We start from the raw sequence: 26,092 nt of genomic DNA on the forward strand, positions 1-26,092 counted from the left end.
TCGTCGCGTACACGGTGTACCGTCGAATGACCGCGGCGCGGCAGTTTTCGCGTCTCGGGGTCGAGGCCGGCCCGCACGGCGGCTCCGGCCGCCGCCCAGCGCGGCGACACCATCAGACGGTCAGGACGTCGATCAGGAGGATGCGGGCGCCTTGGCGCTCGACAACAGTATGGAACGTACGCGTTTCTTCCGCCGACCGGTGGTCTGGATCATCCTGGTCATCCTCGGCGCCGTTGTGCTCAGTCAGCTGTTCACCAGTGGTCCCAGCTACCACCGCGTGGACACTTCCGTTGCGCTCGACCAGCTCCACACCGCCAAGATCAACAAGGTCGTCTTCCAGGACAAGGAGCAGACGCTCCAGCTCGACCTGGCCGAGAAGGCGAAGTTCGGCAAGACCGAGACCGACAAGATCGAGGCTCAGTTCCCGTACCAGGCTGGCGACCAGATCTGGAACGAGGTGCTGGACGCCAAGGCGGCCAACCGGGTCACCGGCCCGGCCGACACCGAGGTCTCGTCGGACAGCATCTGGGTGAGCCTGCTGGTCAACCTGCTGCCGATCGCGCTGCTCGTGCTCCTGCTGCTGTTCTTCATGTCGCAGATGCAGGGCGGCGGCTCCCGGGTGCTCAACTTCGGCAAGTCCAAGGCGAAGATGATCACCAAGGACACTCCGAAGACGACCTTCGCGGACGTCGCGGGTGCCGAGGAGGCCGTCGAGGAGCTGCACGAGATCAAGGACTTCCTGCAGAACCCTGCGAAGTACCAGGCCCTGGGCGCCAAGATCCCGAAGGGCGTGCTGCTGTTCGGCCCGCCCGGCACCGGCAAGACGCTGCTGGCCCGCGCGGTCGCCGGCGAGGCCGGAGTGCCCTTCTACTCCATCTCCGGCTCCGACTTCGTCGAGATGTTCGTCGGTGTCGGCGCCAGCCGGGTCCGTGACCTCTTCGAGCAGGCCAAGACCAACGCCCCGGCGATCGTCTTCGTCGATGAGATCGACGCCGTCGGCCGGCACCGTGGCGCTGGCATGGGCGGCGGCCACGACGAGCGGGAGCAGACGCTCAACCAGCTGCTCGTCGAGATGGACGGCTTCGACACCAAGGGCGGGGTCATCCTGATCGCGGCCACCAACCGGCCGGACATCCTCGACCCGGCGCTGCTGCGCCCGGGCCGGTTCGACAGGCAGATCCCGGTGGACGCCCCCGACATGGAGGGCCGCAAGGCCATCCTGCGGGTGCACGCCAAGGGCAAGCCGTTCACCCCCGACGTCGACCTCGACGCGGTGGCACGGCGTACCCCGGGCTTCAGCGGCGCCGACCTGGCCAACGTGATCAACGAGTCGGCCCTGCTCACCGCCCGCAAGGACCAGCGGGCGATCACCAACGACTCGCTGGAAGAGTCGATCGACCGGGTGATCGCCGGTCCGCAGCGTCGGACCCGGGTGATGAGCGACCAGGAAAAGAAGATCACCGCGTACCACGAGGGTGGGCACGCGCTGGTCGCCTGGGCGCTGCCGCACGCCGCGCCGGTGCACAAGGTGACGATCCTGTCCCGTGGCCGCTCGCTGGGCCACACCCTGGTGCTGCCGACCGAAGACAAGTACACCCAGACCCGCGCCGAAATGATCGACACCCTGGCGTACGCGCTGGGCGGCCGGGCCGCTGAGGAGTTGGTCTTCCACGAGCCCACCACCGGTGCCGGCAACGACATCGAGAAGGCCACCCAACTGGCCCGCGCGATGATCACCCAGTACGGCATGAGCTCCAAGCTCGGCGCGATCAAGTACGGCACCAGCGGGGACGAGCCGTTCCTCGGCCGCAACATGGGCCACGAGCGGGACTACTCGGACTCGGTGGCCGCCGAGATCGACGGCGAGATGCGGGCGCTGGTCGAGCTGGCGCACGACGAGGCCTGGGAGATCCTGGTGGAATACCGGGACGTCCTGGACAACATCGTGCTGGAGCTGATGGAGAAGGAGACCCTCTCCACGGCCGACATGGCGCGGATCTGCGCCCGGGTGGTCAAGCGCCCGCCGCTGGCGCCGTACAACGGCTTCGGCAAGCGCCAGCCGTCCACCGAGCCGCCCGTGCTCACCCCTGCGGAGAAGGACAAGCTCAAGGCGCAGGCCCAGGCTGACGGCGCGCAGGCGTCCGTTGGTGGCGGCACGCCGTCCAACAACTCGGACGGTACGCACTGAGCAACGACCCGACGGCCAGCTCCCCTCACCGGGAGCTGGCCGTCTCCGCGACCGAACCCGACGGCGACGACGCGTTGGACTACGTGGCCGCCCGACTCATCAGCGGCAGGCTGAGTGGCCGCCCGGTCGAGGACGCTGTCGACCTCGGCCGGATCGAGAAGGCGGTCCGGGAGATCCTGATCGCGGTCGGCGAGGACCCGGATCGTGACGGGCTCCAGCAGACCCCGGCCCGCGTCGCCCGCGCGTACGCCGAGCTCTTCGCCGGTCTGCGGGTCGACCCGGCCCAGGTCCTCAGCACCACCTTCGAGGCCAACCACGAAGAGCTCGTGATCGTTCGGGACATCGACGTGATGAGCCTCTGCGAGCACCACCTGCTGCCGTTCCGCGGCAGCGCGCACATCGGCTACATCCCCGGCCCGGACGGGCGGATCACCGGCCTGTCCAAGCTGGCCCGACTGGTCGAGGTCTACGCCCGCCGGCCGCAGGTGCAGGAACGACTCACCTCGCAGGTCGCCGACCTGCTGATGAGCAAACTCGCCCCGCGGGGCGTCGTCGTCGTGCTGGAGTGCGAGCACATGTGCATGGCGATGCGCGGCATCCAGAAGTCCGGTGCCAAGACCATCACCTCGGCGGTGCGCGGGATCCTACAGACGGACTCCAAGTCACGGGCCGAGGCGATGGCGTTGATCATCCCTCGCTGACCCGTACGCACCACGGCCGGCCGACCCCCTCTCGGGACGGCCGGCCGTTCCGTTTCCCGCCCCTTTTCCGAAGCAGCCGCAGCGGGTCAGCCGGCCAGCAGGGCCAGCAGCAGGCCCGCCGTGACCAGCACCGCCGGCACCAGGCAGACCAGCGCGCCGAAGCGCACCGTCCGGTCCAGCCGCTCGCCCGGGCCAGCGCGGAACGACCGCCCGATGCCCACCCAACCGGCGACGAACGCGACAGCCGGCATCGGCAGCCCGCAGATCAGCGCCGCCACACTCGCCGGACCCGGCCCGGTCGACGCGTACACGATCACTTGGATCAGAGGCACCAGCAGCGCCAGCGGCCCGTACACCAGAAGGTTCCGCGCCCGTGCGGGCCAGGAGCCCGGCCGGAGCCCGCGGCGCGCGGCCAGCGCCGCGTCCGCCGCCTCGGCCCGGCCGCGTGCGGCCCGCAACGCCGCCAGCACGGCCGCTGGGCCGCCGGCCATCGACCGGGCCGCCTCGGTCAGCTCCGGCGGCGACGGCATCAGCGAGATCGCCGGTACGCCCAGCTCCCGCAGCCGCTCCTGCTGGCTCGCCAGCCCGGTGCGGACCACCGTCAGCTCCTCCCGAGCCGCCTCCGCCGAACGGGCCTGCTCGCCAGCGGCCGCGGCCGCGCCGCGACGCACACCGTCCAGCTGACGCGCCGCCGCGAGGTACTCCGCCCACGTGTTGGCCGGCTCGGCGCCCGACCGCGTGACCGCGTCGTCCGGCCCGGCCGTCCGCTGGCGGCCCGGCCCGGTCACCGTCGCCTCCGAGCTCATCCCCGCACCTCCCGCGCGCACCACCGGATCACCCCGCCTCGTCGGCGAACGGCACCAGGACCGTGCCCCGCTCGTCCGGACCATCCCAGAGCGTCACCCGGTCGGGGCGCGACCGCCACTCCACCGGCCGGCCGAAGACGGCGGCGAGCTGCGCGGTCGGCACATCCAGCACCGCGACGGCGGCGAGCTTGTCCACCTCGCCCTCCGGCTCCAGCAGCGCGGCGAACGGCGGCACCGCCCGCCACCAGCCCAACAGGTGCCGGCCGGCCGGCGGCCCGTCCCGCAGCAGCGCACGCAGCCGGTCCGCCGGCAGCTCCCGAGGCCCGGGTCGATCCAACCCGAAGACCACCAGGTACGTCGGCAGGTCGTCGTCCGGATCCGCGAGCAGCGTCGGCAGGTCCACCATGCAGGCCGGGTGACGGGCGGCCAGCTCGGCCGTCAGCGTCTCCACCAGTGGTCGGGCCCCCGGGTCCGGTGCCGCCAGCAGGAAACGGGCGGTGCCCGGCGGGTGATGGGCCGCGGTGCTCCGGGCCGCCGTCGCCAGCAACCCACCCGCCGCCGAACCCGACCCCAGCACCGCGAGGTTACGGCCGGCCGCCGGCCCCAGTGGTACGGCAACCGTCGTGCGGGCCACGTCCACGGCCCGGCCGAGCAGGGCCGCCGGCCCGTGCGCCTGCCCCGCCAGCGCAGCGCGGTGGCGCGGATCGTTGCCCAGCAGCGGCCTGGCATACCCGGCGAACACCACCGGCGGTGCCGACGCCGCCGGCCGGGCGGCGAACAGCTCGTGCCGCAGCCGCTCCACCACCTCCGGATGGTCCTGCGGATCGGGGTGGTGGATCAGCCGTTCGTGACCACGGATCGCGCCCCGGGGACCGCCGAGCCCGCCGGCGGTGTTCACCACCGCGCTGCCGACCGGCAGGCCGGCCGCCGAGTCGTTCGTCGGCTCCAGGACAGGGCTGCCACCCGGCAGCGCCACCCGCACCGGAAACTGCCCGAGCACCGAATCCCGGTGCCCGGCGTCCGACCGGGCGCTCAACCCCAGCTCGCCGGCCCCGGCCAGCACCAGGTGTACGCCGTACGCCCGACCGGTCCGGGCCAGCCCGTCCAGGCGGGCGGCCACCTCGGCGGCCAGCCGGTCCCGTTCGGCGAAGACCAGCGGCAGATTGTCCAACACACAGACGATCCGGGGCAGCGGCTGGTGCTGGCGCAGCTCGGCGAAGCGCTGACCACCGGCCCGCCCGCCCGCCTCCGCCCGGCGCTGCACCTCGGTCGTCAACTGTTCGAGCAGATCCCGGACGTACTCCCGGTCGGCAGCCATCGCGGCCGCCCGCACCTGCGGGATCCAGGACCGGTCCCGCTCGGTCTGGAGGAACTCCACGAAGGACTCGCCATCCCCGAGGTCCGCCAGATAGAGGGCGAGGTCGTCCGGGCCATACCGGGCGACCAACCCGAGCAGCGCCGTGGTCAGGAACGCCGCACGCCCCGCCCCGGACCGGCCACTCACCAGCCAGTGCGGGGTCAGCTCCGTGAAGCCCAGCGGCACCGGCCGGCCCCCGGCGTCGCCGACCATCGTGGTCAGCCCGTCCGCCGAATCCGCCTCCCAGAGCCGCTCACCCGTCGCAGGCAGCAGACTCGCCAGCCCCAACCGGGAACCCGCCTCCACCTGCTCGGCCAGCCGGCGACAGACCGCGTCGACCAGGTCGGCCGGAGGGTCCGCCTCGACGAAGACCGGCGAGTTCAACCCGCCCGGCGGCTCGGCACCCGGGCTCGCGAAGGACGTCCCCGGCGGGTCGCCAAGCAGCGCGTACGCGTTGCGCAACACCAACGGGGTGGCCCGCGGCAGCGGTGCCCGGGTCGCGTACGGACCGGAGGGAGGCCACCCGGCCACCACCAGGTGCAGCCCAGCGGCCGGACCCTGCTCCGCCAACGCCTCAATCCGTGCCAGGTCCGTCGGGCCGGTCAGCTCCGGCAGGGCCGCGACCACCAACAGCAGCGTCCGGTCGTGCCGACGTCGCCCACTCGCCCCCGGGGTCACCCACTGCTCCGCCTCGGTCAGCACCGCGCGCAAACCCGCCACGTCCACCGCCGGCGGCGGCAACAGACCGGCATCGCCCAACGCGCCGAACGGGCTGAGCACGTCACCCGTGGCGTCCACCGCGCGCACCAGCAGCGCACCGGCAGGGGCCGCACCCAGCAACCGCAGCAGCACGGCCCGGAGCAACCCCGCCACCCGCGGCTCCCGGGCATCGGTGTCCACACTCAGGTGCCCCGTGCCGAACAGCGGCACCAGCGCGGGGAAACGGGCATCGTCCAACGGCGCCGCCGTACCCACCCGCACAAACGGCGGCGGGCCGTCACCCGCCGGAGAGTCCACGGTCAGCGAATCCAGGGCGGCACCAGACCAACCCGGTGCCAGTCGCCCGGCAACCACCCGCAGACGGTCGGCCAACTCGTACTGGCGGCGCTGGTCAGCGGGGGCCGGTCGGGTCTCGTCGAGGATGCCGGCGGCGGCGGTCACGACAGCTGCGGCCCGGCGGTGCAGCGCTGCGGCGCGGTTCGTGCGTGCCTTCGGACCGGCCACCGCGTCCCACCCCCTCTACCCGAGGTTGGCAACCCCTCCCTGAGCAGAGACGGTATCCCAGCCGAGGCCGCACCTTCGGGAGGTGCCACGGCGGTGCGCCGGTGTTGTCGCGGATCTCACCAGTGGGGAGGGGTCCGTCACGATCCGCTCGATCTGAGGCATTGGCTCCGGAGCATCCAGCCGTTAACGTCAGGAGGTGGAATCAGTGCAGCCCCCCGCCGGTTCCCAGGTCTCCCGCGTGCCGGCCCAGCGGACGCCGTCCGAGCAGCTGCCGCCGGCCCCGGCCGCACCGGCGCCGCAGCCGCCACGCCGCCGGTTGCGGACCGTGCTCACCGTGGTCGGAGGGGTGCTCGCCCTGCTCGGCATGGGCGCTGCCATCACCGGCTTCGTCTGGTACAACCGCGCCGCTGCCCCGGATCGCAGCGCGCCCGACGTGGTCGTGGACAACTACCTGCGTGCGTTCCTGGTAGACCGTAACGACGCGAGGGCGGACCTATTCACCTGCGAGGGCGGCGCGCAACTGGAACCACTTCGCTCGCTACGAGCCGACCTGATTGCCCGTGAAGAGCGCTTCGACGTCACAATCACGCTGAGTTGGGGGCAGCTTGCCAAGCAGGAGCAGGGCGACTCTGTAGTTGTTCGAGTCACTTTGATCATCTCGGCCATGGTCGACGGGGTCAAGCAGAGTGACCGGCAGCCCTGGCAGTTCGACACCCGGTTAGGCAAAGACTGGCGGGTATGCGGCGGCTCCCCGGCTGTCTAATCATTCAATCCACAGCAGATGAACTGGGACCTCCAGGGTGGTGGGGGACTGGCCGCGCCAGGCCCAGCGGTACCACTCGACCTCGGGGGTGATCCGCACGCAGATGTCGCCCTCGGCGCCCGAGTAGGTCTCGGTGACCGCCCGCATGTCCCGATGTTCCACCCCGCCCTCGACGTGTACCACCCGGCGTCCGGTGACCGCGTCCGCCTCGAAGACGGGGGTGGGTGACCGGTGGGACGGGCCGTCCAGTGAGACCAGCCGGATGCCGGTGCCCCGGGTGCTGTCCGGCACGGGTCGTTCACCGACCGTCTCCACCCAGACCCGCTCCACGGGCATCAGCGGCGCGAACACCTCGACCTGGTCGGCCTCGGCCCGGTACCACTCGTGCTCCGGAATCACCGGCACGTAGGTTCGGGCACCCTGCACCACCCGGTCGTCGGCGCGCAGGTCACCGCGCCAGCCCAGCCCTGGCAGGCCCACCACCACCCGCCGCCCGCGCAACTCCACGGGCTCGATCGCGGAGACGATGGTCAGCGGGCGGGGTGGCCGTGGCGCCCAGTCGGGCTGGTCGGCGAACGGGTCCGGCAACGGTCCGGTCATGCCCGTGGTGGCCTCACTCGACGGCGCGCAGCGGAGCACCCCGCGCGCGCATGAACGGGACCGGATCGATCGCGCCCCGGCTGGACCGGTCGTTGCGCAGGTGCACCTCGAAGTGCAGGTGTGGGCCGGACGAGTTGCCGCTGCTCCCGACCTGCCCGATGACCTCGCCAGCCGGCACGATCTGATCGGGTGTGACCCGGGGACGGCTCACCATGTGGCAGTACCGGGTGATGTAGCCGCCAGCGTGCAGCATGTCGACGAACCACCCGCAGCCGCCCTTGTCGGGGTATCCGTCCACGTCGCAGCTCTGCCGCCCACGGTCGTCGGGGTCGCAGCGGGCGACCAGCACCCGACCAGCGGCCGCGGCACGGATATCGGTGCCCTTGGCCGCACCGATGTCGACCCCGTTGTGGCTGGGCCGCTCGGCGGTCCGGAAACCGGAGCCGACGTCGCCGGGGATCGGCGCGGTCCAGCCGGAGGCGGCGATCTCACCGCGCTCGGCCGCGTTGCAGACCGCCTTGCCATTGATCTCGACGGTGCGGGCCGCGCCGCCGGCCAGGGCATCCACGATCTTGCTGGCCAGTTCCTCGTGCTTGGCGTACGCGTCCGGATAGGCGCTGATCTGGACCTGCTGTGCCACCACGGTCAGCGGTCGGCGCTGCCAGCTCCGTACCTTGACGAGCTTCTCGTAGAACTTGCGGGCTGTGTAGGCGGGGGTCATCCGTTCGGCGACCGTGCCCCACCCCGGCCGCTGCTGGAACAGGCCTAGCGAGTCGTGATCGGCACCGACACCCTCGTGCGGCAGGGCGAGGGACTCGGGCACGCTGGTGTTCGCCAGGTTGCGCAGGGCGGATTCCTGCATGGCGGTGGCCAGCGCGATCACCCAGCCACGCGAGGGCACTGCCATGTCCTGGCCAACCTTGATGATGATCGCGGCGTTGCGGACCTGCGCGTCGCCGTACTCGGCGAACCGTGGCAGCTCACCGGCGATATCCACCGGACGGATCGGACCACAGCCCCAACCGGCCTGGGTGTCCCCGCTGTCAGCGTCGCCGCCGAGCCCACTGAGGAAGAACGCCGCCGTGCCGCCGGTACAGCAGAGCAGGAGCAGCACACCGGTGAGAACGCTCGCGATCACGCCGACCCGCAGCGGTCGGCGAACAGCGGTGGCAGCGCGGCCGGCGGTCACGGCCGCTCCCAATCCACGACGTCGACCAGCCAGCCACCGTCGGCGGTGACCAGCTCGAGCCGGAGCCGACCTCTGTCGAGCGGCAGCAGCACCTCGACGAACGTCTCGGTGCGCGCTCGCACCGACGATGGGCCGGTCACCTCCTCGGCCGGAACCCCGCCGGGGTCGGCACCGGCTAGCTTCTCGGTCAGTGCCGACGTCGACATCGGCCGCAGGCCGGCATGCCACTCCTCGGCGGTCATCCCGGGCCGGCCGAGCCAGGCCGCAGCGAACCGGTCAGCGGTCTGCTCCGGTGTAGGGGCACCCGCCGAGGTGACCGGTGATGGTGGAGCCTCGGTGGAGAGCACGCCATCGTCACCGGCCTTCGGGTCCACTGTTGTGATCGGCCGGCTCGGTCGGCTGCTCAGACCGTCCGCCGGGTCGAGTGGACCGGAGGCCAGACGGGCCGCCCCGATCACGCCGAAGACGAGCACCGCGATCACCAGCGCCACCCCCAGCCGGGACCGCAGCGCCCGGGTGAAGAGGAACTCCAGAGCCCGCCGCATCACCGTCACCGAGCCTCTGAGCGCACCCGCGGTCCGGTGCGGTCCGGTGCACGCTCGGTGGAGCCCGGCCGGTAGACCACGAACGACGTATTCTCGGCCGGCACGTCCGGTTCGGTCCAGGTCGCCGGCTGCCGCCGCCGAGGTTGGGGCGGGACCGGGCGGCCCCGGCCGCCCGTCTCCGTTGTCGGTGTCTCGTCGGCGCGTTCCTGACCGTCCGGCCGTCCGCTGTCGGCGCGTCGGCCGTCAACGGGGGCGGTAGGTGTCGGCACCGGGTCTTCCCTGCGCGCCTCCGGGCGCAGCCGGGTCTGCTCCGCGTCGGGCGATCGGCGGCGTCCACCCACCGGCTCCGCCGTGCCGCCCGGCTCCGCGACATCGAGCCGCGCCGCGACCCGCATGTCCCGGAAGAACCGACGGTGCCAGGACCCGGCCGAGCTGACCGCCTCGCTGCTGTCCTTACCGCCCAGTTGGGTGATCCGCCGGTATGGGCGCAGCAGCAGCCAGCCGACGACTCCGCAGAGCCAGACCAGCACCACCTGGAGCCAGCCCGGCAGGGTGGGCGTACTCATGATCAGGTCGACGGCGAACAGGTAGATGGCTGCCCCGGTGCCGAAGATGGCGATGTTGAAGACCGCGGCGACCACCGCGTTCGCCAGCCGCCGCAACCCGGCGCTGGCAGGTCGGAGCAGCCCGACGGTGCCCAGGATGGGCGCCGCGATCACCGCCCACCGGAAGATCAGGAAGCCCAACAGCACCAGCAGCGACGCCGTCAGGTCGAACATGGCGAAGAGGATCGAGGCCAACACCGCGATGAATCCCGCGCCGACCCGGTCCATGTCGCGAACTCCCTGGAGGTACTCGTACGCCTCCGGATCCTCGGTCTGGATCTGCTGGGCCACCCGCGCCCACTGCTGCTGCTTTGCCTTGATCGTCGCCTCCCGGGTGGCCGGGTTGGCACGCAGCTTCTCGACCTCATCCCAGGACAGCGACTTCGCGTCGTAGAGCGCCGGGCCGTACTTGCGGGCGGTCTCACTGTCGGCTGAGCCGAGCACTCCCCGCAGCCAGTTCCGATAGAGCATGGCCTCGGTGGCAGTGTCACTGGCCCGAACGGCGGGCGGCCGTTTGTCGATACAGGCGTCTGGGTTGGGAAGAGCACACCGATCCGGCGGCGTGTCCCGGGTTGCGGGGCCTACCGCGTCGTGGACCACGCCCAGTGTGGTGATCAGCGTGCCGTCCGCGATATTGGCCGACTTGACCGGCCAGGCGGCGAGCGCCGTGACCGCGACCATGACGAGCAGAGCCCAGCCGGCGGTGGTCATCGCGTTGCTCATGTCCGACTGCCGGGACCGCCAGAGCAGGTAGAGCCCCACAACGCAGAGGGTGACGATGCCAAATACGCTGAAAACCTTCTGGTAAACAGCCTTGGTCGCCTGCTCGACCAGGGGGTCTGCCCAGCCCCACATCGACCGCGGATCCCAGGCCCGCTCCCGGAGCGCGTTCGAGGCGCCGACGATCGCGGTAGCGACCATGAACTCGCCGTTCGCCACCGTGGTGGTGAACTTGTAATCCGGATGCAGGACCGACGAGGCACAGCCGCCGGGGATGTCGTACGTCGGATAGCTGTACCCGGCGTAGCCATAGTCGCTGTAGAGCCCTTTCGGCCCGAGCTGCTTGGCGGAGTCCGGCCGACCAGCGAACCAGCCGGCGAGGCCGGAGTCCGGTGCGCCGGGGGTCGGGGCGTTGCGGCAGGTGATCTCGTCTTCGCTGACCGCCTGGAGTTTTGCCACGCAGGCCCGGAAATCGGCCTGCCACTCCGGGGTCGTGCAGAGGTCGGCGCGGGCCTGGGCGGCGGGCGGGGCGGCGGCTGCCGCCTCCGCGCCGATCAGTGGCCAGGTGAGCGAGGCCCCGGCCAGTACGCCGAGGGCGAGCAGGAACGACGCGATCCGTGCCCGGGCCCTCGCCATGTCACGCCTCCAGATCCGGCAGGGGGATGCTCGGCAGAACTCCGGCCGCCGCGGCGATCGCGGCGGGCGTCGTGTCGAGGTGGTCCAGCAGACCGTCGACGTACGAGACGTCGACCCGGACCTTCTGCACGCGGCCGTCGACGTCGCGCATCACGAACTCGCGGAAGCCGAGCCGGCTGGCCGAGTTGGTGTCGGCGGCGGAGAGCGAGGCGAGGGTGGCCTCGTACCCGTCGTTGACCGGCACCCGCAGCAGCCGCAGCGCTTCGGAGGCGATCTCGGCGTCCTCGGCGATCCGGCCGACGAAGACGGTGGAGACGAGGTTCTGCACGTCGAGGCCGAGGATGTCGCGTGGGTTCTGCGAGGCGACCAGTGCGGCGAGGTTCCACTTGCGGGAGTCCCGGGCGAGGCGGACGAGGAACGAACGTCCGGAGCGCCAGCCCTCCATGAAGTGCGCCTCGTCGAGGCCGACGAGCTTGCGCGACGACATCGACCCGCCGTAGCAGCGCCGGACGGCGAGCCGGTGCGCGGTGTGCAGCATCGGCAGGGCGAGCGCCTCCTCGGCCGACCAGTACTCCCGTTCGATCTTGAGGTCGGGCAGTCGCAGCCCGGCCATGGTGATCACGGTGAGCGCCGCGTCGGCGCCGAGCAGGCCCTCCGGTGGCCGGCCGAAGAAGAGCATGGCCAGCGGCATCTCCGCGGTGTCCAGCAGGAGGTTGGCCAACTCCTTGCCGGCATCGTCGTCGAGCCGGCCGAGGCAGCTCACCACGTCGTCCAGGGTGGACGTCTCCTCGGCGGGAACCTGCCGGACCGCGTGCCGGAACAGGGTGGCCGTCGACGCCTCGCGGGCCACCTGCGGTGGCACCAGCATCATGCAGATGTCCTGGACCAGCATCCGCCGCTCGGCGCGGGCGTTGGAGACCGCGATCTCGAACTCCCGGTCACCGGCGGCCCCGGCCGCGAACTCGCTGCGTAGGGGCGTGGGGATGAGCGAGTAGGGGGCCAGGGTGCCGTGCTCCGAGCCGGTCAAATTCAACACTCGGGAGTACGGCCGCAGCTCGGGCATGGCGCAGAGCCGGGCGAGCGGCCCGGACGGGTCGAGCAGGGTCACCTGGACGCCTCGGCGGGCGGCCAGATAACCCAGGGCGCCGAGCAGGGTGGACTTGCCACCGCCCGGCTCGGCCACGAAGACCGCGAGCCCGGAGCGTTCGCGGACCTCCATGGGGAAGTGCAGGTCGAGGAAGACCGGGCGGCGGCAGGTGCCGGCGGTCCGGCCGATCAGGTCGCCGCGCCGGTCGCCCACGTTGGAGGCGGCCTGCGGGAGCGCGGCGGCGAGCAGCGGGACTGGCATCCGGCGGACGTAGCCGGTGTTGGCGATCGGCTCGCCGGGGATGAACTCGCGGGCCAGCCAGTCCTGGTTCTTGGGGTGCTGAAGCGAAATGCGCAGCTCGCGGGAGTAGAGCTGGATGAGCCGGCGGGCCCGCTCCAGGCACTCCTCCCTGGTCCGGCCGCCGACCGCGATCCGGTGCCAGCCGTGGGCGCGGGCCGAGTCGACGGGCAGCCCGGTGGTCATCTCGTCGCCGATCACCAGCGCCCGCTTGGCGAGCCGTTCCAGCTCCGGTGGTGCGTCGATGCCGTGCTCGGCGTAGTCGAGCTGCTGGGAGCGGATCATCCGCAGCCGGTGTTCGAGATTACGGAAGGAGTCGCCGGAGCCGAGGATGTCGACCCGGGTGGAGATCTCCATCGGCCAGGGCAGCCGCTCGTGGAAGTGCAGCCAGGGCTCGTGTCGTTCCGGGATCTCCAGCGGCTCCATCCGGCCGACGGCGAGCACCGCGACGTGTCGTTCCTCGCCGGTCATCCGGTTGACCAGCTTCACGGTCGAGCCGTACGGGGTGCGGTAGCGCTCGACCTGCTCGGTCAGGGCGAGCAGGTCGCCGCGTTCCCAGCGCCCGTCGGTGACCGGGGAGAGCCGACCCGGCGGTGCCATGCAGAGTGCCACCGAGCGGTAGAGCAGCCACTCCAACTCCTGGGCGGTGACCCGCCGGCCGCGCATGCCGAACGCGCCGAGCACCTCGTCGAACTGTTCCACGGTGCGGCCCAGCTTGCGGCGTTCACCGTCAGCGGTGCCCCGGCCGAAGGTGCGCAGCAACCGCTCGGTGAGCGAGTCGCCGAGGGACCGGCGGGCGAAGGTGACGCCCAGGTAGGTCTGCCCCTCGGCGTGGTTGACCGACATCAGGTGCCGCTGGGCGGCGACCAGGTGATCGGCCCAACCGGTGGTGCCGGGTACGTCGGCGAGCGGCGCCGGGGTGTGCGCGTCGATGGTGCGCGCCCACTCGTCGGCGGGGAAGGGCCGGGTGGTGCGGCGCAGGTGCAGCCGGAAGCCGGCCAGGCCCGCGTACTGCTCGGAGATCGCCGACAGCAGCGCCTCGCGTTCGGCGTCCGGACGGAAGGCCCAGCGGACCTCGGGCAGCCAATACCAGGCGGTGACCGTGTTCAGGGTGAAGGTCAGGTGGCCGGCGATCTCGGTGATGGCCAGCTCGACCGACGGATCCCGGTCACCGAACTTGATCTTCGGTGCGCGGACCCGGGTCGGTCGGATCGGTCGGTCCTGGCGGTTGGCGGACCGCTGTCGGGGGGTGGCGACATCCCGCCCGGTCGGCTCGGTGCCGGCGGACCTGGGTCGGGCCGTGTCGGTCGCGGAGGCCCGCCGCGTTGGCCGCTCCAGGGCCGGCCGCTCGGCGGCCGTCACCTCGGCCGGGCCTGCCGGTGCCCGCATCGGCGGTGCTGCGCCGGGCCCGCCTGGCGGTGCCGTCGACCGGTCGATCGGGGTGGCGGGGTTGGTGGTGGCCGAGGTCGACGTGTGGCCCGTGACCGGGTCGGGCGCGGCCGGCGGGCGGGGCAGGGGCAGCCGGTCGCCGGCCTGGTGTGGCACCCGGGACTCGATGGCCGGGCTCGCACCCCCGCGCCACGGCTCGACGGGCCGGCCGCCGGGCTCGTCGTCGGGGGTCCACGGTGCTTCCAGTTCGGGTGCGCGGTCCGGCACCCGCTGAGCCGGTCGGGTGGGCGCTGGCCCCAGGGCGGACTGCTGTGGAACTGCCGGCTGCTCCCGGGTGGCGGGGCCGGCCGTCACGGCCCGTGCCGAGCCGGGCCGGGACGCGCCGAAGAGATCCAGGAACGGTGAGTCGATGTCGGCGTTCTCGCCGGCCGACACGGCGGTGGGCTCGGCGGGTGGCGTGCGGCGGTTGACCGGCCGAGGGGCCTGGAAGACGCCGACCGCGCCGTGACCAGGGGAGGCCACCAGCGCGGGATCGAGCGCCACCTCATCCTCGGCCTCGTTGTAGTCGAATGACTGCGCACGGTGACTGGCCGGTACGGCCGGGCGGCCGGCCGGGGAGCCCGGCGTGGAAGAGCGATTCATGCGGCAGCCTCACCCACAACGTGTGCCAAACCGATCGGCGTACGCCCGGTCATGCCAGCTCCTCCCGGATCCTGATCCGGCTGCCGACCAGGCGCGGGTCGCGCTGCTCGATCGCCGGCTCCCGGGTGCGTCGCCAGTCGGTCAGCGCGGTGCGGATGACCACCCGCGCCGGCCGATCGGGGTCGACGTGCCGGAAGATGAACGACGTGGTCACGATGGCGAGCGCGATCTCCCAGGCTGGGAAGAGCTCGACCGTCAACGTGAACAGCCAGTGGATGAACATGTAGAGGGGGACGAGCAGCATGAAGAGCCCGTACTGGGCGTAGGGCAGGTGGACCGGAAGGGTGTAGCCGGGCGGCCCGAGGTAGACCAGGCGGGCCCGGTAGATGTCGTCGTCGGTGCGCAGCCGCATCTGGTGAACGCGCCTATTCGAAGATGAGGTCGATCAGGTAATCGCCGACGAAGAAGAGCGTGGCCGCGCCGGCGATGAAGGCCAACCCGACGATGGCGATGGCGGAGCTCGTCAGCACCTTGGATATCTCGCCGCGGCTGGCTCGGCCGATGAAGATGACGCCCAGCACGGCGAGCAGGATCGGCGCGATCTTGCTGGCGAAGAAGGTGACCACACCATTGGTGTCGATCCCCTTCGGTGCCGGCTCCGCGAGCGGAGCTGACGCCAGGGTGGAGAGCGCGTGGGCGACGCCGGACGACGCCGTCTCCATGAGCTCGAAGGCGATCACTGGAAACCTCCCCATATCGCGGCCGGCCGTGCCGCGGCGGTGCAGTAGGCAAGCCTGGCGGGAAATTGCTCACAGGGCGCAGCGCTGTCGACCCTGCGTTCGTTACTCACCACGGAGAGTGGCGAGCTTTGGGCGGTTTTCCCCGCTTCGGCCCTCCCCTCCAGGCTTCGCCATCTCGATGCTGGCCAATTCCAAAGCGTACGGGCCGCCCCGGATTGCGACAAGCGCGAGGGGGCTGCCTGATTCTGCCCGAAAGACCGATCGTACACCTGTTCCAATGTGCACGTCAGGGGCGTTGGTTCGGGGGCCACCCGGGCCGGTGGGCGCCGCCGCCACGACCGGTACCGTCTAGTCGTGACCGATCTGGTACGGGCTCCAGGCCCCGTGGTGATGGGCGTCCTCAACGTCACGCCGGACTCCTTCTCCGACGGCGGACGGTACGCCGACCTCGACGCCGCCGTCGGACACGGCGTGCGTCTGCGTGACGCCGGGGCGCACCTGGTCGACATCGGTGGCGAGTCGACCCGCCCCGGCGCCGAGCGGATCGACGCGGCGACCGAGGCCGGCCGGGTCCTGCCGGTCATCCGCGAGCTGGCCGCCGCCGGTGTGCCGGTCAGCATCGACACCAGCCGCGCAATCGTGGCCGAGGCCGCGTTGGAGGCCGGCGCGGCGGTGGTCAACGACGTCTCCGGCGGGCTGGCCGACCCCGACATGGCCCGGGTGGTCCGCGACACCGGCTGCCCCTGGGTGCTGATGCACTGGCGTGGCCACTCCCAGCAGATGGGCGAGTTGGCCAGCTACACCGACGTGGTGGCCGACGTCCGGGCCGAACTGGGCCAGCGGATCGACGCCGCACTGGCCGCGGGGGTGGCCGCCGACCGCATCGTCATCGACCCCGGCCTCGGCTTCGCCAAGACGGCCACGCACAACTGGGAGCTCAGCGCCCGGCTGCCGGAGCTGCTGGAACTCGGGTACCCACTGCTCTTCGGGGCCAGCCGCAAGTCGTACCTCGGGCGGCTGCTCGCGGCCGGCGACGGCACGCCGCGACCCACGGCGCAGCGGGAGGCGGCCACCGTCGCCACGAGCGTGCTGGCCGTCGCGGCCGGTGCCTGGGGGGTACGCGTGCACGACGTGCGGGCCACCGCCGACGCGCTGGCGGTCTGGGCCGCCACCGGCAGCCCGCGCCTGGTCCCCGCCTGGGCCGGTCAGGGGCGGTCCGAGTGAGCGGTCCACGTCGGGTGCACATCCGCAATGCCGGACGCGCCCACGTACGTCGGGCAGACCCGGCAGCCGCAGCACCGATCGGCCGGGTGGCCGGCCGGCGAGAGGGGAAGCGATGACCGACCGCATTCAGCTGACCGGACTGCGGGCCCGCGGCCGGCACGGGGTGTACGACTTCGAGCGGGAACAGGGGCAGGACTTCGTGGTCGACGCCGTCCTCGAGTTGGACCTGGCCCCGGCCGCCGCCAGCGATGACGTAGCCGCGACGGTCCACTACGGCGAGTTGGCCGAGCGGCTGGTCGCGGTGGTGACCGGCGAGCCGGTCAACCTGATCGAGACCCTCGCGGACCGGCTGCTCGCGGTCTGCCTGGCCGACGAGCGGGTCAGCGCCGCCACGGTCACCGTGCACAAGCCGGAGGCGCCGGTGCCGCACACGTTCACCGACGTGGCTGTCACCATGACCCGGGCGCGTACCCGGTGACGCGGGCCGTGCTGTCGCTCGGCAGCAACCTGGGCGACCGGCTCGACCACCTGCGTACGGCCGTCGCCACGCTCGGCGACGCCGTGCTCCTGGTCTCCGGGGTGTACGAGACTCCACCGTGGGGAGACGCCGACCAGCCCGCGTACCTCAACGCGGTGGTGCTGGCCCAGGACGACGCCGCCAGGCCGCGCGACTGGCTGGAGCGGGCGCGGGCCGCGGAGCGCGCGGCCGGGCGGGTCCGTGACCCGCAGCGGCGGTTCGGGCCGCGCACCCTCGACGTGGACGTGATCGCGGTCTGGGGCGACGACGGCGAGCCGGTGCTCAGCGACGAGGAGGAGCTGACCCTGCCGCACCCCCGGGCGCACCTGCGGGCGTTCGTGCTGCGGCCGTGGATCGACATCCAGCCCTACGGACGGTTGCCCGGCCATGGATGGCTGACCGACCTGCTCACCGCCGGCCCCGCAGCCGACGACGCGCTGGAACTGCGTCCCGGCCCGAACTGGCGTTAGAGTCGACGGCATGACCCAGTGGAGCCGGCCGGCATGACGCAGGCGAAGTCCCCACCACCGGGCGGGCCGGGCCCGGACGGGTCGCGGATGGGCCCCACCCGCATCTCGACCCTGGTCGTGGCCGCCCTGGGCGCGGCGGCGGTGGCCTGGTTGCTGATCAGCACCTTCTACTACAGCAGCATCCCCCGGCTGCCCTGGCTGCCGGTGGTGACGCTGGCCGCGCTCGCCGTGCTGGAGGCGTACGCCGCCATCAACACCCGTGGCCGCATCGACCGCAAGCCCGGCCGGGATCCGGTCAACCCGTTGATGGTTGCCCGGTTCGTGGTGCTGGCCAAGGCGTCGGCGCTGGCCGGCGCCATCTTCGCCGGTTTCTATGCCGGGCTCAGCGGCTGGCTCTTCATCGAGACCACTCGTGCCGCGTCGGAGGACCGGCCGGCCGCCAGCGGCGGGCTGCTGGCGTCGCTGGCGCTGGTCGGCGCCGCGCTCTGGCTGGAGCGATCCTGCCGGGTGCCGGAGCGCCCGGACGACCACGAGCCCGACCAGCGCGAGAGCCGCCCGGGCCAGCGCTGAGCCGAGGGGTTACGTCCGGCTCCGGGCGCGGGTACGGTGCCTGCGATCGGAGAGCAATGGCCGCCCCCGATCCGTCCGTGCGCCGGACCGAGGACGGCCGGCGACTGGGGAGGCGGCGCCATGGGGTACGAAGAAGCGGGCCGGGACCGGCCGATCGAACCCTCGTCAGGGGTTCCCGCCGCCGTCCTGGAGAACGTTTTCGACGACCCCACCCACGGTGAGCCCGGCCGGGACCGCATCGGCGTGCACGTGGGCTGGGAATTCCTGTTGCTGGCCAGCCTGGTCGCCCTGGGCTGGCTGCTCTGGCGGGCCGACCCGGATGTGCTGCGCGGCGCCGCCCTGCGCACACTCCTGGTCAACGCGGTCGGGCTCGGCCTGCTCGCTATCGCCGCCGGCCTGAGCCTGCGCACCGCCGCCCCGAACCTGATCATCGGGCCGGTCGCGGTCGCCGCCGCGCTGCACTACGCGGAGCAGGGCGACCGGGGCCTGATGGCTTCCGTGGGGTCGGCCGTCGTGGTCGCCGCGCTGGGCGGGCTCGTGCTGGCGCTGGCCGTGGTGGTGCTGCAGGTGCCCGGCTGGGCGGCCAGCCTGGCGGGAGCCGCCGGTGTGGTGGTGTACATCGAACGCCGTTCGGCGCCGGTGCTGGTGCAGGGGGACTACGAGCCCTCGCGGACGGCCGGCTACCTCTTCGCCGGCTTCGCCGCCGTCGCGGTCCTCGGCGGGCTGTTCGGCGCGATCCGGTCGATCCGGAAGCTGGTCGGCCGGTACCGACCGGTCGCCGATCCGGCCCGTCGTCGGGGTGCGTTGGCCGCCGTGGTCACCGCGGTCGCGCTGGTCGGCTCCACCGTGCTGGCCGCGCTCGCCGGCATCCTGCTCGCCGCCAACAACCCCGGGCCGGTCACACCCAACTCCGGGCTGGAGTGGACCGTGCTGGCGGTCGGGGTGTCCCTGCTCGGCGGCACCAGCGCGTACGGCCGCCGGGGCGGGGTGTTCGGCACCGTGCTGGCGGTCAGCCTGGTCACCGTCTTCCTGGCGTACGCGCCGGAGCGCGACTGGACGGTGAGTGTCTGGGCGGTCGGTGGTGTGGCGTTCGGCGTCGGGCTGGCGGTGACCCGGCTGGTCGAGAGGTTCGGGCGGCCCCGCCCAGGCAGCGTCGACACGCCCGAGCCGGTCGGCGACGGCGCGATCAGCACGGGCTGGTCGGTGCCCCAGGCGCAGCCGGCCGACAACTGGCCCCCGACGTTGCCGACGCCGCCCGCGCCGCAACCTGTCGACCCGTGGCGTGACCCGCGTTGGGAGGACGGCCCGCGCCGCTGGGACGCCAACGACCGGTGAGCCGCGCCGTCCGTCGAGCCGAAGGTGATCTCGAGCGTTAGGCTCGGCGACATGACCGACACACCTGCCGCCACCGGGGGCGGATCCTCGTTCGAGGAACTCGACGCGCTGTCCACCGAGGAGTTGCGGGAGCGGGCCTTCGCCCGGGCCCGGGAGCGTCGCGACGTGGGCTTCTACTGGTCGGTGTTGCGGCGCCTGCCGAACGCGGACGAGGCGACGGTGCTGGACGGCGCACCGAACTCGATCGGCCCGACCATCGACGAGGCCAACGCGTTGTGGCGGGAGCTGACCGGTCACGGCTACGAGGAGTCGGCGCCGCTGCTGCGGGCCGCCTTCATCGACTACCTGCTGAAGCACTGAGCCGTCCGGGGCAGCCCAGGTCCGCCCGACCGGCCGGTTCGGGGCCTGGGCGGATCAGGGGACTCGTCAGCCGCTCCGGCCCGGTCAGCCGCTACGGCACGGCCGCCGGCACCGGCGCGCTCGCCGTGCTGCTGCTGGTCGGCATCTGCGGCAGCCCGGCGTACACCGGTTGGGCCGCCAACACGCTTACCAGCCCGGACTCGGCCGGTGGCTTCTACCTGCGCCTGCTCGCGTGGCCGGCCTGGCTGCTGGACGCGGACGGGCAGGCCGGCGGATTGTTCGCCGCCAACCTGCGGGCCGTTCTGCTGGTGGTCCTCGCGGTGACCCTGCTCTACCTGCTGCCGGCCGCGCAGGTGGCCCGGGTGCCCGGCTCGATCAGCCAGTTCTTCTCCGGCTGGGCCGCGTACGTGCTCGCCGGTGGGCTCGCCGCCGTGCTGGCGGCGCTGCTCGGCCCGGACCCGTCGCTGCTCGGCGCGCTGCGGGACGCCAGCGCCGGTGCCGGTTACGGCTTCCTCACCGGCTGGATCATCGGCACCGCGAGCCTCGGCGGTCGTGCCTGACCCGACCGGTCAGCCCGTCGACCGGCCGAGGTCGAGCAGGCGCTGCCGACTGAGAGCCCCCACCGGTCGGCCGGCGTCGGTCACCACGAGCCGGTCGTGTCCCGAGGTGAGCAACACCGCCAGCGCGTCGTACGCGGTGCCGTCCAGCGGCACGGTGGGCAGGTCGGCGTCGCCGGGCACCGGCTCCAGCGCGTCCCGGTCGAGCGGGGTGACGGCCAGCCGGCGGATACCGCGGTCGGCGCCGACGAACTCGCGTACGAACGGGGTTGCGGGTGAGCCGAGCAGGGCGGCGGGCGTGTCGTACTGCTCCAGGTGCCCGCCCTCGGAGAGCACCGCGATCCGGTCGCCGAGCCGGACCGCCTCGTCGAGGTCGTGGGTGACCAGCACGATCGTCTTGCGGACCTCGGCCTGGAGGCGGAGGAACTCCTCCTGGAGTCGGGCCCGGACGATCGGGTCCACGGCCGAGAACGGTTCGTCCATCAGCAGCACCACCGGGTCGGCGGCGAGCGCGCGGGCCACACCGACGCGCTGCCGTTGACCGCCTGACAGCTCGTGCGGGTAGCGACCGCCGAACTGGGCCGGGTCCAACCCGACCAGGTCCAGCAACTCGTCGACCCGGGTCCGGGTCCGCTCGCGGGACCAGCGGAGCAGGCCCGGCACTGTGGCCACGTTCGCGCGTACCGTCTGGTGTGGAAAGAGGCCGACGTTCTGGATCACGTAGCCGATCCGGCGGCGTAGCCGCACCGGGTCGACGTCCGTGACGTCCTCGTCGCCGAGCGTGATCCGGCCGGCGGTCGGCTCGATCAGGCGGTTGATCATGCGGAGCACTGTCGACTTGCCGCAGCCGGACGGGCCGATCAGCACCACCAACTCGCCGGCCTTGACCTCCAGGCTGAGTTCGCGGACGGCGTCAGTGCCGTTCGGGTAACGCTTCTGGATGCCCTGTAGGGAGATCGACGCCGCGCGAGGGGATTCGGCCGCGCCGGGGGCCTCCGGGGTAACGTCCACGTATGTCCTTCCGCCTGAGCTACCGGGCCGACCCGGGTAACCCCTGGTTCTCCTGGCAGTACGTGCGGGACAACTCTGACACGATCGTCGCCGCCTTGCGTGAACACGCCTCCCTCACCGGGCGCGCGGTGCTGATCGCGGTGCTGATCGCCCTGCCGTTGTCGGTGCTCGCGTACTGGGTGCGCCCGCTGGCCGGCCCGATTCTCGGCGTCACCGGCGTGATCTACACCATTCCGTCGCTGGCGCTGTTCGCGTTCATCGCGCCGTACCTGGGCACCGGGACCACCACCGTGCTGGTCGGGTTGGTCCTGTACGCGCTGCTGCTGATCGTCCGCAACGTGGTGGCCGGGCTCAACCAGGTGCCGCCGGAGGTCGGCGAGGCCGCCGAGGGCATGGGCTACGGCCGGTGGAGACGGCTCTTCCGGATCGATCTGCCGCTGGCGATCCCAGGCATCCTGACCGGGCTGCGACTGGCCACCGTCTCGACTGTCGCGCTGGTCACCGTCGGGGTGCTGGTGGGGCACGGCGGGCTCGGCCAGCTGATCTTCGCCGGTTTTCAGAACAACCTCTACAAGGCCGAGATCATGACCGGCACGGTGCTCTGCGTGGCGCTCGCGGTGTTGCTGGACCTGCTGCTGGTCCTCATCGGCCGGCTGATCACCCCCTGGTCTGTCCGAGGTGCCCGGTGAGCGCGGCGGCGAACCCGGTGCACCAGGCGGTGCTCTGGCTCAACGACCCCCTGAACTGGACCAACCCCGGCGGCATCCTGGACCGTCTCGGCGAGCACCTGGTGATCTCCGCCGCAGCGGTGGCGCTCGGCTGCCTGGTGGCCTGGCCGGTCGGGCTCTGGCTCGGGCACGCCGGGCGGGGCGGCGGCCTGGTGGTGCTGGTGTCCAACGCCACCCTGGCCATCCCCACCCTGGCGCTGCTGACCATCCTGCCGCTGACCTTCCTCGGGTTCGGCCGTACCCCGGTGGTGGTGGCGTTGGCCGTCTTCGCGGTCCCGCCGCTGCTGGCCAACGCCTACACCGGCGTACGTCAGGCGGACGCGGAGGCGCGCGACGCGGCCCGCGGGATGGGTCTGTCCGGCGGGCAGTTGCTGCGCCGAGTGGAGCTGCCGCTCGCGGTGCCCTACCTGGCGGCCGGCTTCCGGACCGCCGCCGTGCAGGTGATTGCCACCGCCGCGCTGGCCTCGTTCGTCAACGGCGGCGGGCTCGGCGAGATCATTCGTACCGGGTTCGGGCTGAGCATCGCGGCCGGCGGCGGCCAGATCCTGGCCGGTGGTGTGCTGGTGGCCGGGCTCGCGTTGCTGGCCGAGCTGCTCCTCGGCATCGTCGAACGGCTGGTCACCCCCCGTCCCCTGCGGCGTGGGCGACAGCGCGCCGGGCGGCCCCTGCCCGCCGACGCCACCGGCCGGGCCTGACGCCCGCCCGCCGGTGGCCCGTCCGGGTGAGCGGACGGCGAAGCGGCGACCGGCGGCGGGACGTTCGGTGACGATGCGGTGACGATGCCCATTTCAAGTTGTCGGTCGGTTGCGGACCATGTTGGGTGGATAGTCGCGGGCGGCCGTCAGTCAGGATCGCCCGTCGGACACGCGGCCGGCCCGGGACGGGTCGCGCCGGGACACGGAAGGCGGGCACATGCGCGCACGTACACGTCTGGCGATGGGCGCGATCGGCGCCGTCGCCGGGGCAGCGCTCCTCACCGGCTGCGGTGACGCCGGTTCGTCCGGCACCGACGCGCCGCAGCCGAGCGCGTCCGGCGCCGGGTGCGCCCCGGTCGCCGGCCAGCAGCTCGTGGCTCTGGAGGACGACAAGAAGCTCCAGAACTCCGACAACGTCATTCCGGCGGTCAACAGCAAGGCGGCCAACCCGCAGCTGATCGCCGCACTGGACAAGGTCTCCGCGGCGCTCGACACGCCGAAGCTGGTCCAGCTCAACAAGGCCGTCAACGACGACCGCAAGACCCCCAAGGTCGCCGCGGAGGAGTTCGCCGCCACCAACAACGTCACGGCGGGCATCGCCAAGGGCCCGGGCGGCGAGATCACGGTGGGCGCCGGCAACTTCGCCGAGAGCCAGACGCTGGCCGAGCTGTACCGGATCGCGCTCACCGCGGCCGGCTACCAGGTCAAGGTGCAGCAGATCGGCAACCGGGAGCTCTACGAGCCGGCGCTGGAGAAGGGCGAGGTCCAGGTCATCCCGGAGTACGCGGCGACCATGGCCGAGTTCCTCAACACCAAGGCCAACGGCCCGAACGCCCAGCCGGTCTCCTCACCCGACATCAACACGACGGTGACCGCGCTCAAGGCCGAGGGTGACAAGGTGGGCCTCACGTTCGGTGCCCCCGCCGCCGCACAGGACCAGAACGCCTTCGCGGTCACCCAGGCCTTCGCCGACAAGTACGGCGTGCGGACTCTCTCCGAGTTCGCCGCGAAGTGCTCCGGCAGCGCGACCGTGCTGGGTGGGCCGCCGGAGTGCCAGCAGCGTCCGTTCTGCAAGCCGGGCCTGGAGAAGACGTACGGGCTCTCGGTGGGCTCGTTCTCCTCGCTCGACCAGGGCGGGCCGCTGACCAAGAACGCGCTGCGTGAGGGCAAGATCAGCGTGGGTCTGATCTTCTCCTCGGACGGCGCCTTCGCCACCAGCTGAACCCACTTTCGGCGTGCTGACGACGCCCCCGTCCCGCCCCGGGACGGGGGCGTCGTACGTCGGGGAGCCCGTTCCATCTAGTGGACATCGTGGGTAGGCTGCACATCCATGCCAGCCCCGGCCACCCCCGACGCCCGGCGTCAACCGCTGCTGCTGACCGTCCTCTTCTGGGTCGGCGTGGGCCTGGCCCCGCTGGCTGCGCTGATCCTGCTGGTCGCGGACGGTAACGGCCCGCTGCGCGTCGCGGCGGTGCTCGCCATCCTGGCGGTGATGCTGATCGGCCTCTCCATCGCGTTGCGGCCCGACGGTGCCGAGGCCTCGGCGCGGGCCGACGAGTTGCTGGACGAGATCGACGAGCTACGGCGGGAGTTGCGCGCCGAGATCGTCGCCGCCGCCCAGCGTGGCAATCAGGCGCTCGACCAGGCGCAGCGGGCCCAGGAGGGGATCGTCGCGGTCCGCCGCCGCCTCGACGCCACCGGCGCCGCCCTGGCCGGTGCTGCCCCGGCGGCAGAGCCGGCCGGTGCCGGTCGTGCGCGGGTGCCGGCTGTCGAACCTGTCGGCCAGGCCCCGGCCGCCCGCAGTCGGGTCCCGGTTCCCGGCGACGCGCCGGCCGCACGTGCTCGGGTGTCGGGCCCGGACGACGCCGCCGCGCGCTGGGGCGGCCCCGAGCGCGCCGACGACGACGAGCCGGCGTACCGCAGCCACGCGGTCGTGGACGCCGGGCCCGAGCCGCCCGCCGCCGGGCTGTACGGCGCCGAGCCACGGGCGACCGGGTTCGGCTCGATCCCCGGCCCCCGCGAGCACGACCGACCCCGCGAGCACGACCGTCCCGAGCCGGTGCACCGGCCGGTCGGCGTGGTCCGGCACACCGAGACCGTCCACGTCACCACCCGGCACACCGTGGTCGATGGCGGGCAGGCCGAGCCGGACGGACGCTATGGCAGCGGGTACACCGGCCAGTGGGCCCCTCCGGCGCAGGAATGGACCCCGCGCGGTGCCGGTCCCCAGGGAGGTGCCCGGGCGGCCGACCGTTCGTGGGGCGACCCGGAGAACCCCCGATCCGCGCACGACGACGACCGCGCCCGTCCCGACCGCGCCCGCGCCCGCCCTGCCCACGACCGCGCCCGCCCCGCTGACGACCGTCCCTGGGGCGCACAGCCCGTGACCCGTGGCGAGTCGACCCGGCCGGACCGGGACGGGCCCGCCCTCGGAGCCGACGAGCCGGGCTGGACGGCCCGCCGCGACGACCCGCAGTGGACCGACCCGCGCGACGCGTACGCCCAGCCCGAGGAGCCCGCCTGGGGTGCCCGGTCCCAGCGCGACGACCGCGGCTGGTCCCCGCCGCACGAGCCCGAGCGGGGCAGTGCCGGCGCACCGCAATCCGGTCCGGCGCTGCGGGCGGACGACACCGGCGAGTACTGGTCGCAGTTGCGGGCCGGTGACCGGTGGGCGGCCGTCCGCGACGACGACACCGGCCGTGAACTGCACGTCGGTGAGCGCCGGGCCGAGGTGCACGCCGACAGCACGGGCACCGAGTATCGGGTGGCCGACCGCTGGGCCTCCGTCCGCCACGAGGACCCGCGCCGCCACGAGGACCCACGGCGGCACGAGGACGGCCGCCGGCATGAGGACGCCCGTCGGCACGAGGACCCGCGCCGGCACGAGGACCCGCGCAGGCATGACGAGCGCGAGTCGTACCACCGGGCCGAGCCGGAGGGACGGCCGGCGCTGCCGGCGGGTGGGGTGCCCGTGCCGGACGAGTGGCACCCGCCGCGCCAGCGCGGCCACGGGGCGGAACCCACGCCCGAGCGGGCCGGACGACGGCGGGTCGAGGAGCGATACGGCTACCCACCGCAGGACGACGTGCCACGTGCCGGGGGCGCCCCGACCACCGACCGCTGGCGCTGACCCGCC

23 protein-coding genes and 1 pseudogene are annotated in these 26,092 nt (G+C 72.8%); 14 read left to right on the forward strand and 10 right to left on the reverse strand.

Annotation, left to right across the window (positions count from 1 at the left end; genetic code table 11):
- The first annotated feature begins 169 nt into the window (after nucleotides 1-169).
- The gene (gene ftsH, locus ABZ808_RS22695; RefSeq protein ID WP_357009830.1) at nucleotides 170-2,188 is read left to right on the forward strand and encodes an ATP-dependent zinc metalloprotease FtsH; all 2,019 of its coding nucleotides are present in this window, start codon (nucleotides 170-172) and stop codon (nucleotides 2,186-2,188) included.
- 35 nt (nucleotides 2,189-2,223) lie between these two features.
- A complete protein-coding gene (gene folE / locus ABZ808_RS22700; RefSeq protein WP_357010712.1) occupies nucleotides 2,224-2,889 on the forward strand; it encodes a GTP cyclohydrolase I FolE in 666 nt (221 codons plus the stop codon).
- A gap of 86 nt (nucleotides 2,890-2,975) precedes the next feature.
- On the opposite strand, the gene ABZ808_RS22705 is transcribed toward folE, so the two are convergent.
- Nucleotides 2,976-3,695, reverse strand: a complete 720-nt coding sequence (locus ABZ808_RS22705; protein ID WP_357009834.1) for a hypothetical protein — start codon at nucleotides 3,693-3,695, stop codon at nucleotides 2,976-2,978.
- Between the two features lie 28 nt (nucleotides 3,696-3,723).
- Complete coding sequence (locus ABZ808_RS22710) at nucleotides 3,724-6,276, reverse strand: FtsK/SpoIIIE domain-containing protein (RefSeq protein ID WP_357009837.1); 2,553 nt, start codon at nucleotides 6,274-6,276, stop codon at nucleotides 3,724-3,726.
- Nucleotides 6,277-6,481: 205 nt separating this feature from the next.
- Between ABZ808_RS22710 and ABZ808_RS22715 the strand changes: the two genes are divergently transcribed.
- A complete protein-coding gene (locus tag ABZ808_RS22715) occupies nucleotides 6,482-7,039 on the forward strand; it encodes a hypothetical protein (RefSeq protein ID WP_357009839.1) in 558 nt (185 codons plus the stop codon).
- Here the strand turns inward: ABZ808_RS22715 and ABZ808_RS22720 are convergent, their stop codons facing one another.
- From ABZ808_RS22720 to ABZ808_RS22750, 7 genes are read right to left on the reverse strand one after another with little or no spacing between them, the layout of a single operon-like run.
- Entirely contained in the window at nucleotides 7,040-7,639 is a 600-nt protein-coding gene (locus tag ABZ808_RS22720) for a hypothetical protein (protein ID WP_357009842.1), read from the reverse strand.
- Nucleotides 7,640-7,652: 13 nt separating this feature from the next.
- Nucleotides 7,653-8,828: a M23 family metallopeptidase gene (locus tag ABZ808_RS22725; RefSeq protein ID WP_357009845.1), complete on the reverse strand. Its 1,176-nt coding sequence runs from the start codon at nucleotides 8,826-8,828 to the stop codon at nucleotides 7,653-7,655.
- Complete coding sequence (locus ABZ808_RS22730; RefSeq protein ID WP_357009848.1) at nucleotides 8,825-9,382, reverse strand: hypothetical protein; 558 nt, start codon at nucleotides 9,380-9,382, stop codon at nucleotides 8,825-8,827. Before ABZ808_RS22730 ends, ABZ808_RS22725 begins: the two co-directional genes overlap by 4 nt.
- Complete coding sequence (locus ABZ808_RS22735; RefSeq protein ID WP_357009851.1) at nucleotides 9,379-11,334, reverse strand: MFS transporter; 1,956 nt, start codon at nucleotides 11,332-11,334, stop codon at nucleotides 9,379-9,381. The genes ABZ808_RS22730 and ABZ808_RS22735 overlap by 4 nt, the downstream gene beginning before the upstream one ends.
- 1 nt (nucleotide 11,335) lies before the next feature.
- On the reverse strand, nucleotides 11,336-14,749 hold the full coding sequence (locus ABZ808_RS22740) for an ATP-binding protein (RefSeq protein ID WP_357009854.1): 3,414 nt from the start codon (nucleotides 14,747-14,749) through the stop codon (nucleotides 11,336-11,338).
- A gap of 49 nt (nucleotides 14,750-14,798) precedes the next feature.
- Complete coding sequence (locus ABZ808_RS22745) at nucleotides 14,799-15,161, reverse strand: hypothetical protein (RefSeq protein WP_007466101.1); 363 nt, start codon at nucleotides 15,159-15,161, stop codon at nucleotides 14,799-14,801.
- A 13-nt stretch (nucleotides 15,162-15,174) separates the two neighbouring features.
- Entirely contained in the window at nucleotides 15,175-15,489 is a 315-nt protein-coding gene (locus ABZ808_RS22750) for a hypothetical protein (RefSeq protein ID WP_053654780.1), read from the reverse strand.
- Between the two features lie 354 nt (nucleotides 15,490-15,843).
- On the opposite strand from ABZ808_RS22750, the gene folP reads away from it, so the two are divergent.
- From folP to ABZ808_RS22785, 7 genes and pseudogenes are all read left to right on the forward strand, one after another.
- The gene (folP, locus tag ABZ808_RS22755) at nucleotides 15,844-16,713 is read left to right on the forward strand and encodes a dihydropteroate synthase (protein ID WP_357009856.1); all 870 of its coding nucleotides are present in this window, start codon (nucleotides 15,844-15,846) and stop codon (nucleotides 16,711-16,713) included.
- 112 nt (nucleotides 16,714-16,825) lie between these two features.
- Nucleotides 16,826-17,191: a dihydroneopterin aldolase gene (gene folB, locus ABZ808_RS22760; RefSeq protein ID WP_357009859.1), complete on the forward strand. Its 366-nt coding sequence runs from the start codon at nucleotides 16,826-16,828 to the stop codon at nucleotides 17,189-17,191.
- Nucleotides 17,188-17,714 (forward strand): annotated as a pseudogene (folK, locus tag ABZ808_RS22765) (2-amino-4-hydroxy-6-hydroxymethyldihydropteridine diphosphokinase). Before folB ends, folK begins: the two are co-directional and overlap by 4 nt.
- Nucleotides 17,715-17,733: 19 nt before the next feature.
- Nucleotides 17,734-18,270 (forward strand): DUF3180 domain-containing protein, encoded by a 537-nt coding sequence (locus ABZ808_RS22770; protein ID WP_357009862.1) that lies wholly within the window; start codon nucleotides 17,734-17,736, stop codon nucleotides 18,268-18,270.
- Between the two features lie 120 nt (nucleotides 18,271-18,390).
- The gene (locus ABZ808_RS22775) at nucleotides 18,391-19,605 is read left to right on the forward strand and encodes an ABC transporter permease (RefSeq protein WP_357009865.1); all 1,215 of its coding nucleotides are present in this window, start codon (nucleotides 18,391-18,393) and stop codon (nucleotides 19,603-19,605) included.
- A gap of 51 nt (nucleotides 19,606-19,656) precedes the next feature.
- Nucleotides 19,657-19,965, forward strand: a complete 309-nt coding sequence (locus tag ABZ808_RS22780) for a hypothetical protein (protein ID WP_357009868.1) — start codon at nucleotides 19,657-19,659, stop codon at nucleotides 19,963-19,965.
- Nucleotides 19,966-20,090: 125 nt separating this feature from the next.
- A complete protein-coding gene (locus ABZ808_RS22785) occupies nucleotides 20,091-20,525 on the forward strand; it encodes a hypothetical protein (RefSeq protein WP_357009871.1) in 435 nt (144 codons plus the stop codon).
- A gap of 9 nt (nucleotides 20,526-20,534) precedes the next feature.
- Here the strand turns inward: ABZ808_RS22785 and ABZ808_RS22790 are convergent, their stop codons facing one another.
- Nucleotides 20,535-21,533 (reverse strand): ATP-binding cassette domain-containing protein, encoded by a 999-nt coding sequence (locus ABZ808_RS22790; RefSeq protein ID WP_357009873.1) that lies wholly within the window; start codon nucleotides 21,531-21,533, stop codon nucleotides 20,535-20,537.
- Nucleotides 21,534-21,535: 2 nt separating this feature from the next.
- Between ABZ808_RS22790 and ABZ808_RS22795 the strand changes: the two genes are divergently transcribed.
- The 4 genes from ABZ808_RS22795 (at nucleotide 21,536) to ABZ808_RS22810 (ending at nucleotide 26,086) form a co-directional block, all read left to right on the forward strand.
- On the forward strand, nucleotides 21,536-22,222 hold the full coding sequence (locus ABZ808_RS22795) for an ABC transporter permease (protein WP_357009876.1): 687 nt from the start codon (nucleotides 21,536-21,538) through the stop codon (nucleotides 22,220-22,222).
- On the forward strand, nucleotides 22,219-22,956 hold the full coding sequence (locus ABZ808_RS22800; RefSeq protein ID WP_357009879.1) for an ABC transporter permease subunit: 738 nt from the start codon (nucleotides 22,219-22,221) through the stop codon (nucleotides 22,954-22,956). The genes ABZ808_RS22795 and ABZ808_RS22800 overlap by 4 nt, the downstream gene beginning before the upstream one ends.
- A 217-nt stretch (nucleotides 22,957-23,173) precedes the next feature.
- The gene (locus ABZ808_RS22805; RefSeq protein WP_357009882.1) at nucleotides 23,174-24,178 is read left to right on the forward strand and encodes a glycine betaine ABC transporter substrate-binding protein; all 1,005 of its coding nucleotides are present in this window, start codon (nucleotides 23,174-23,176) and stop codon (nucleotides 24,176-24,178) included.
- A gap of 108 nt (nucleotides 24,179-24,286) precedes the next feature.
- The gene (locus ABZ808_RS22810; protein ID WP_357009885.1) at nucleotides 24,287-26,086 is read left to right on the forward strand and encodes a hypothetical protein; all 1,800 of its coding nucleotides are present in this window, start codon (nucleotides 24,287-24,289) and stop codon (nucleotides 26,084-26,086) included.
- Nucleotides 26,087-26,092 lie beyond the last annotated feature (6 nt).

The sequence above is a fragment of the Micromonospora sp. NPDC047527 genome (assembly GCF_040643015.1).
GTDB lineage: Bacteria > Actinomycetota > Actinomycetes > Mycobacteriales > Micromonosporaceae > Micromonospora.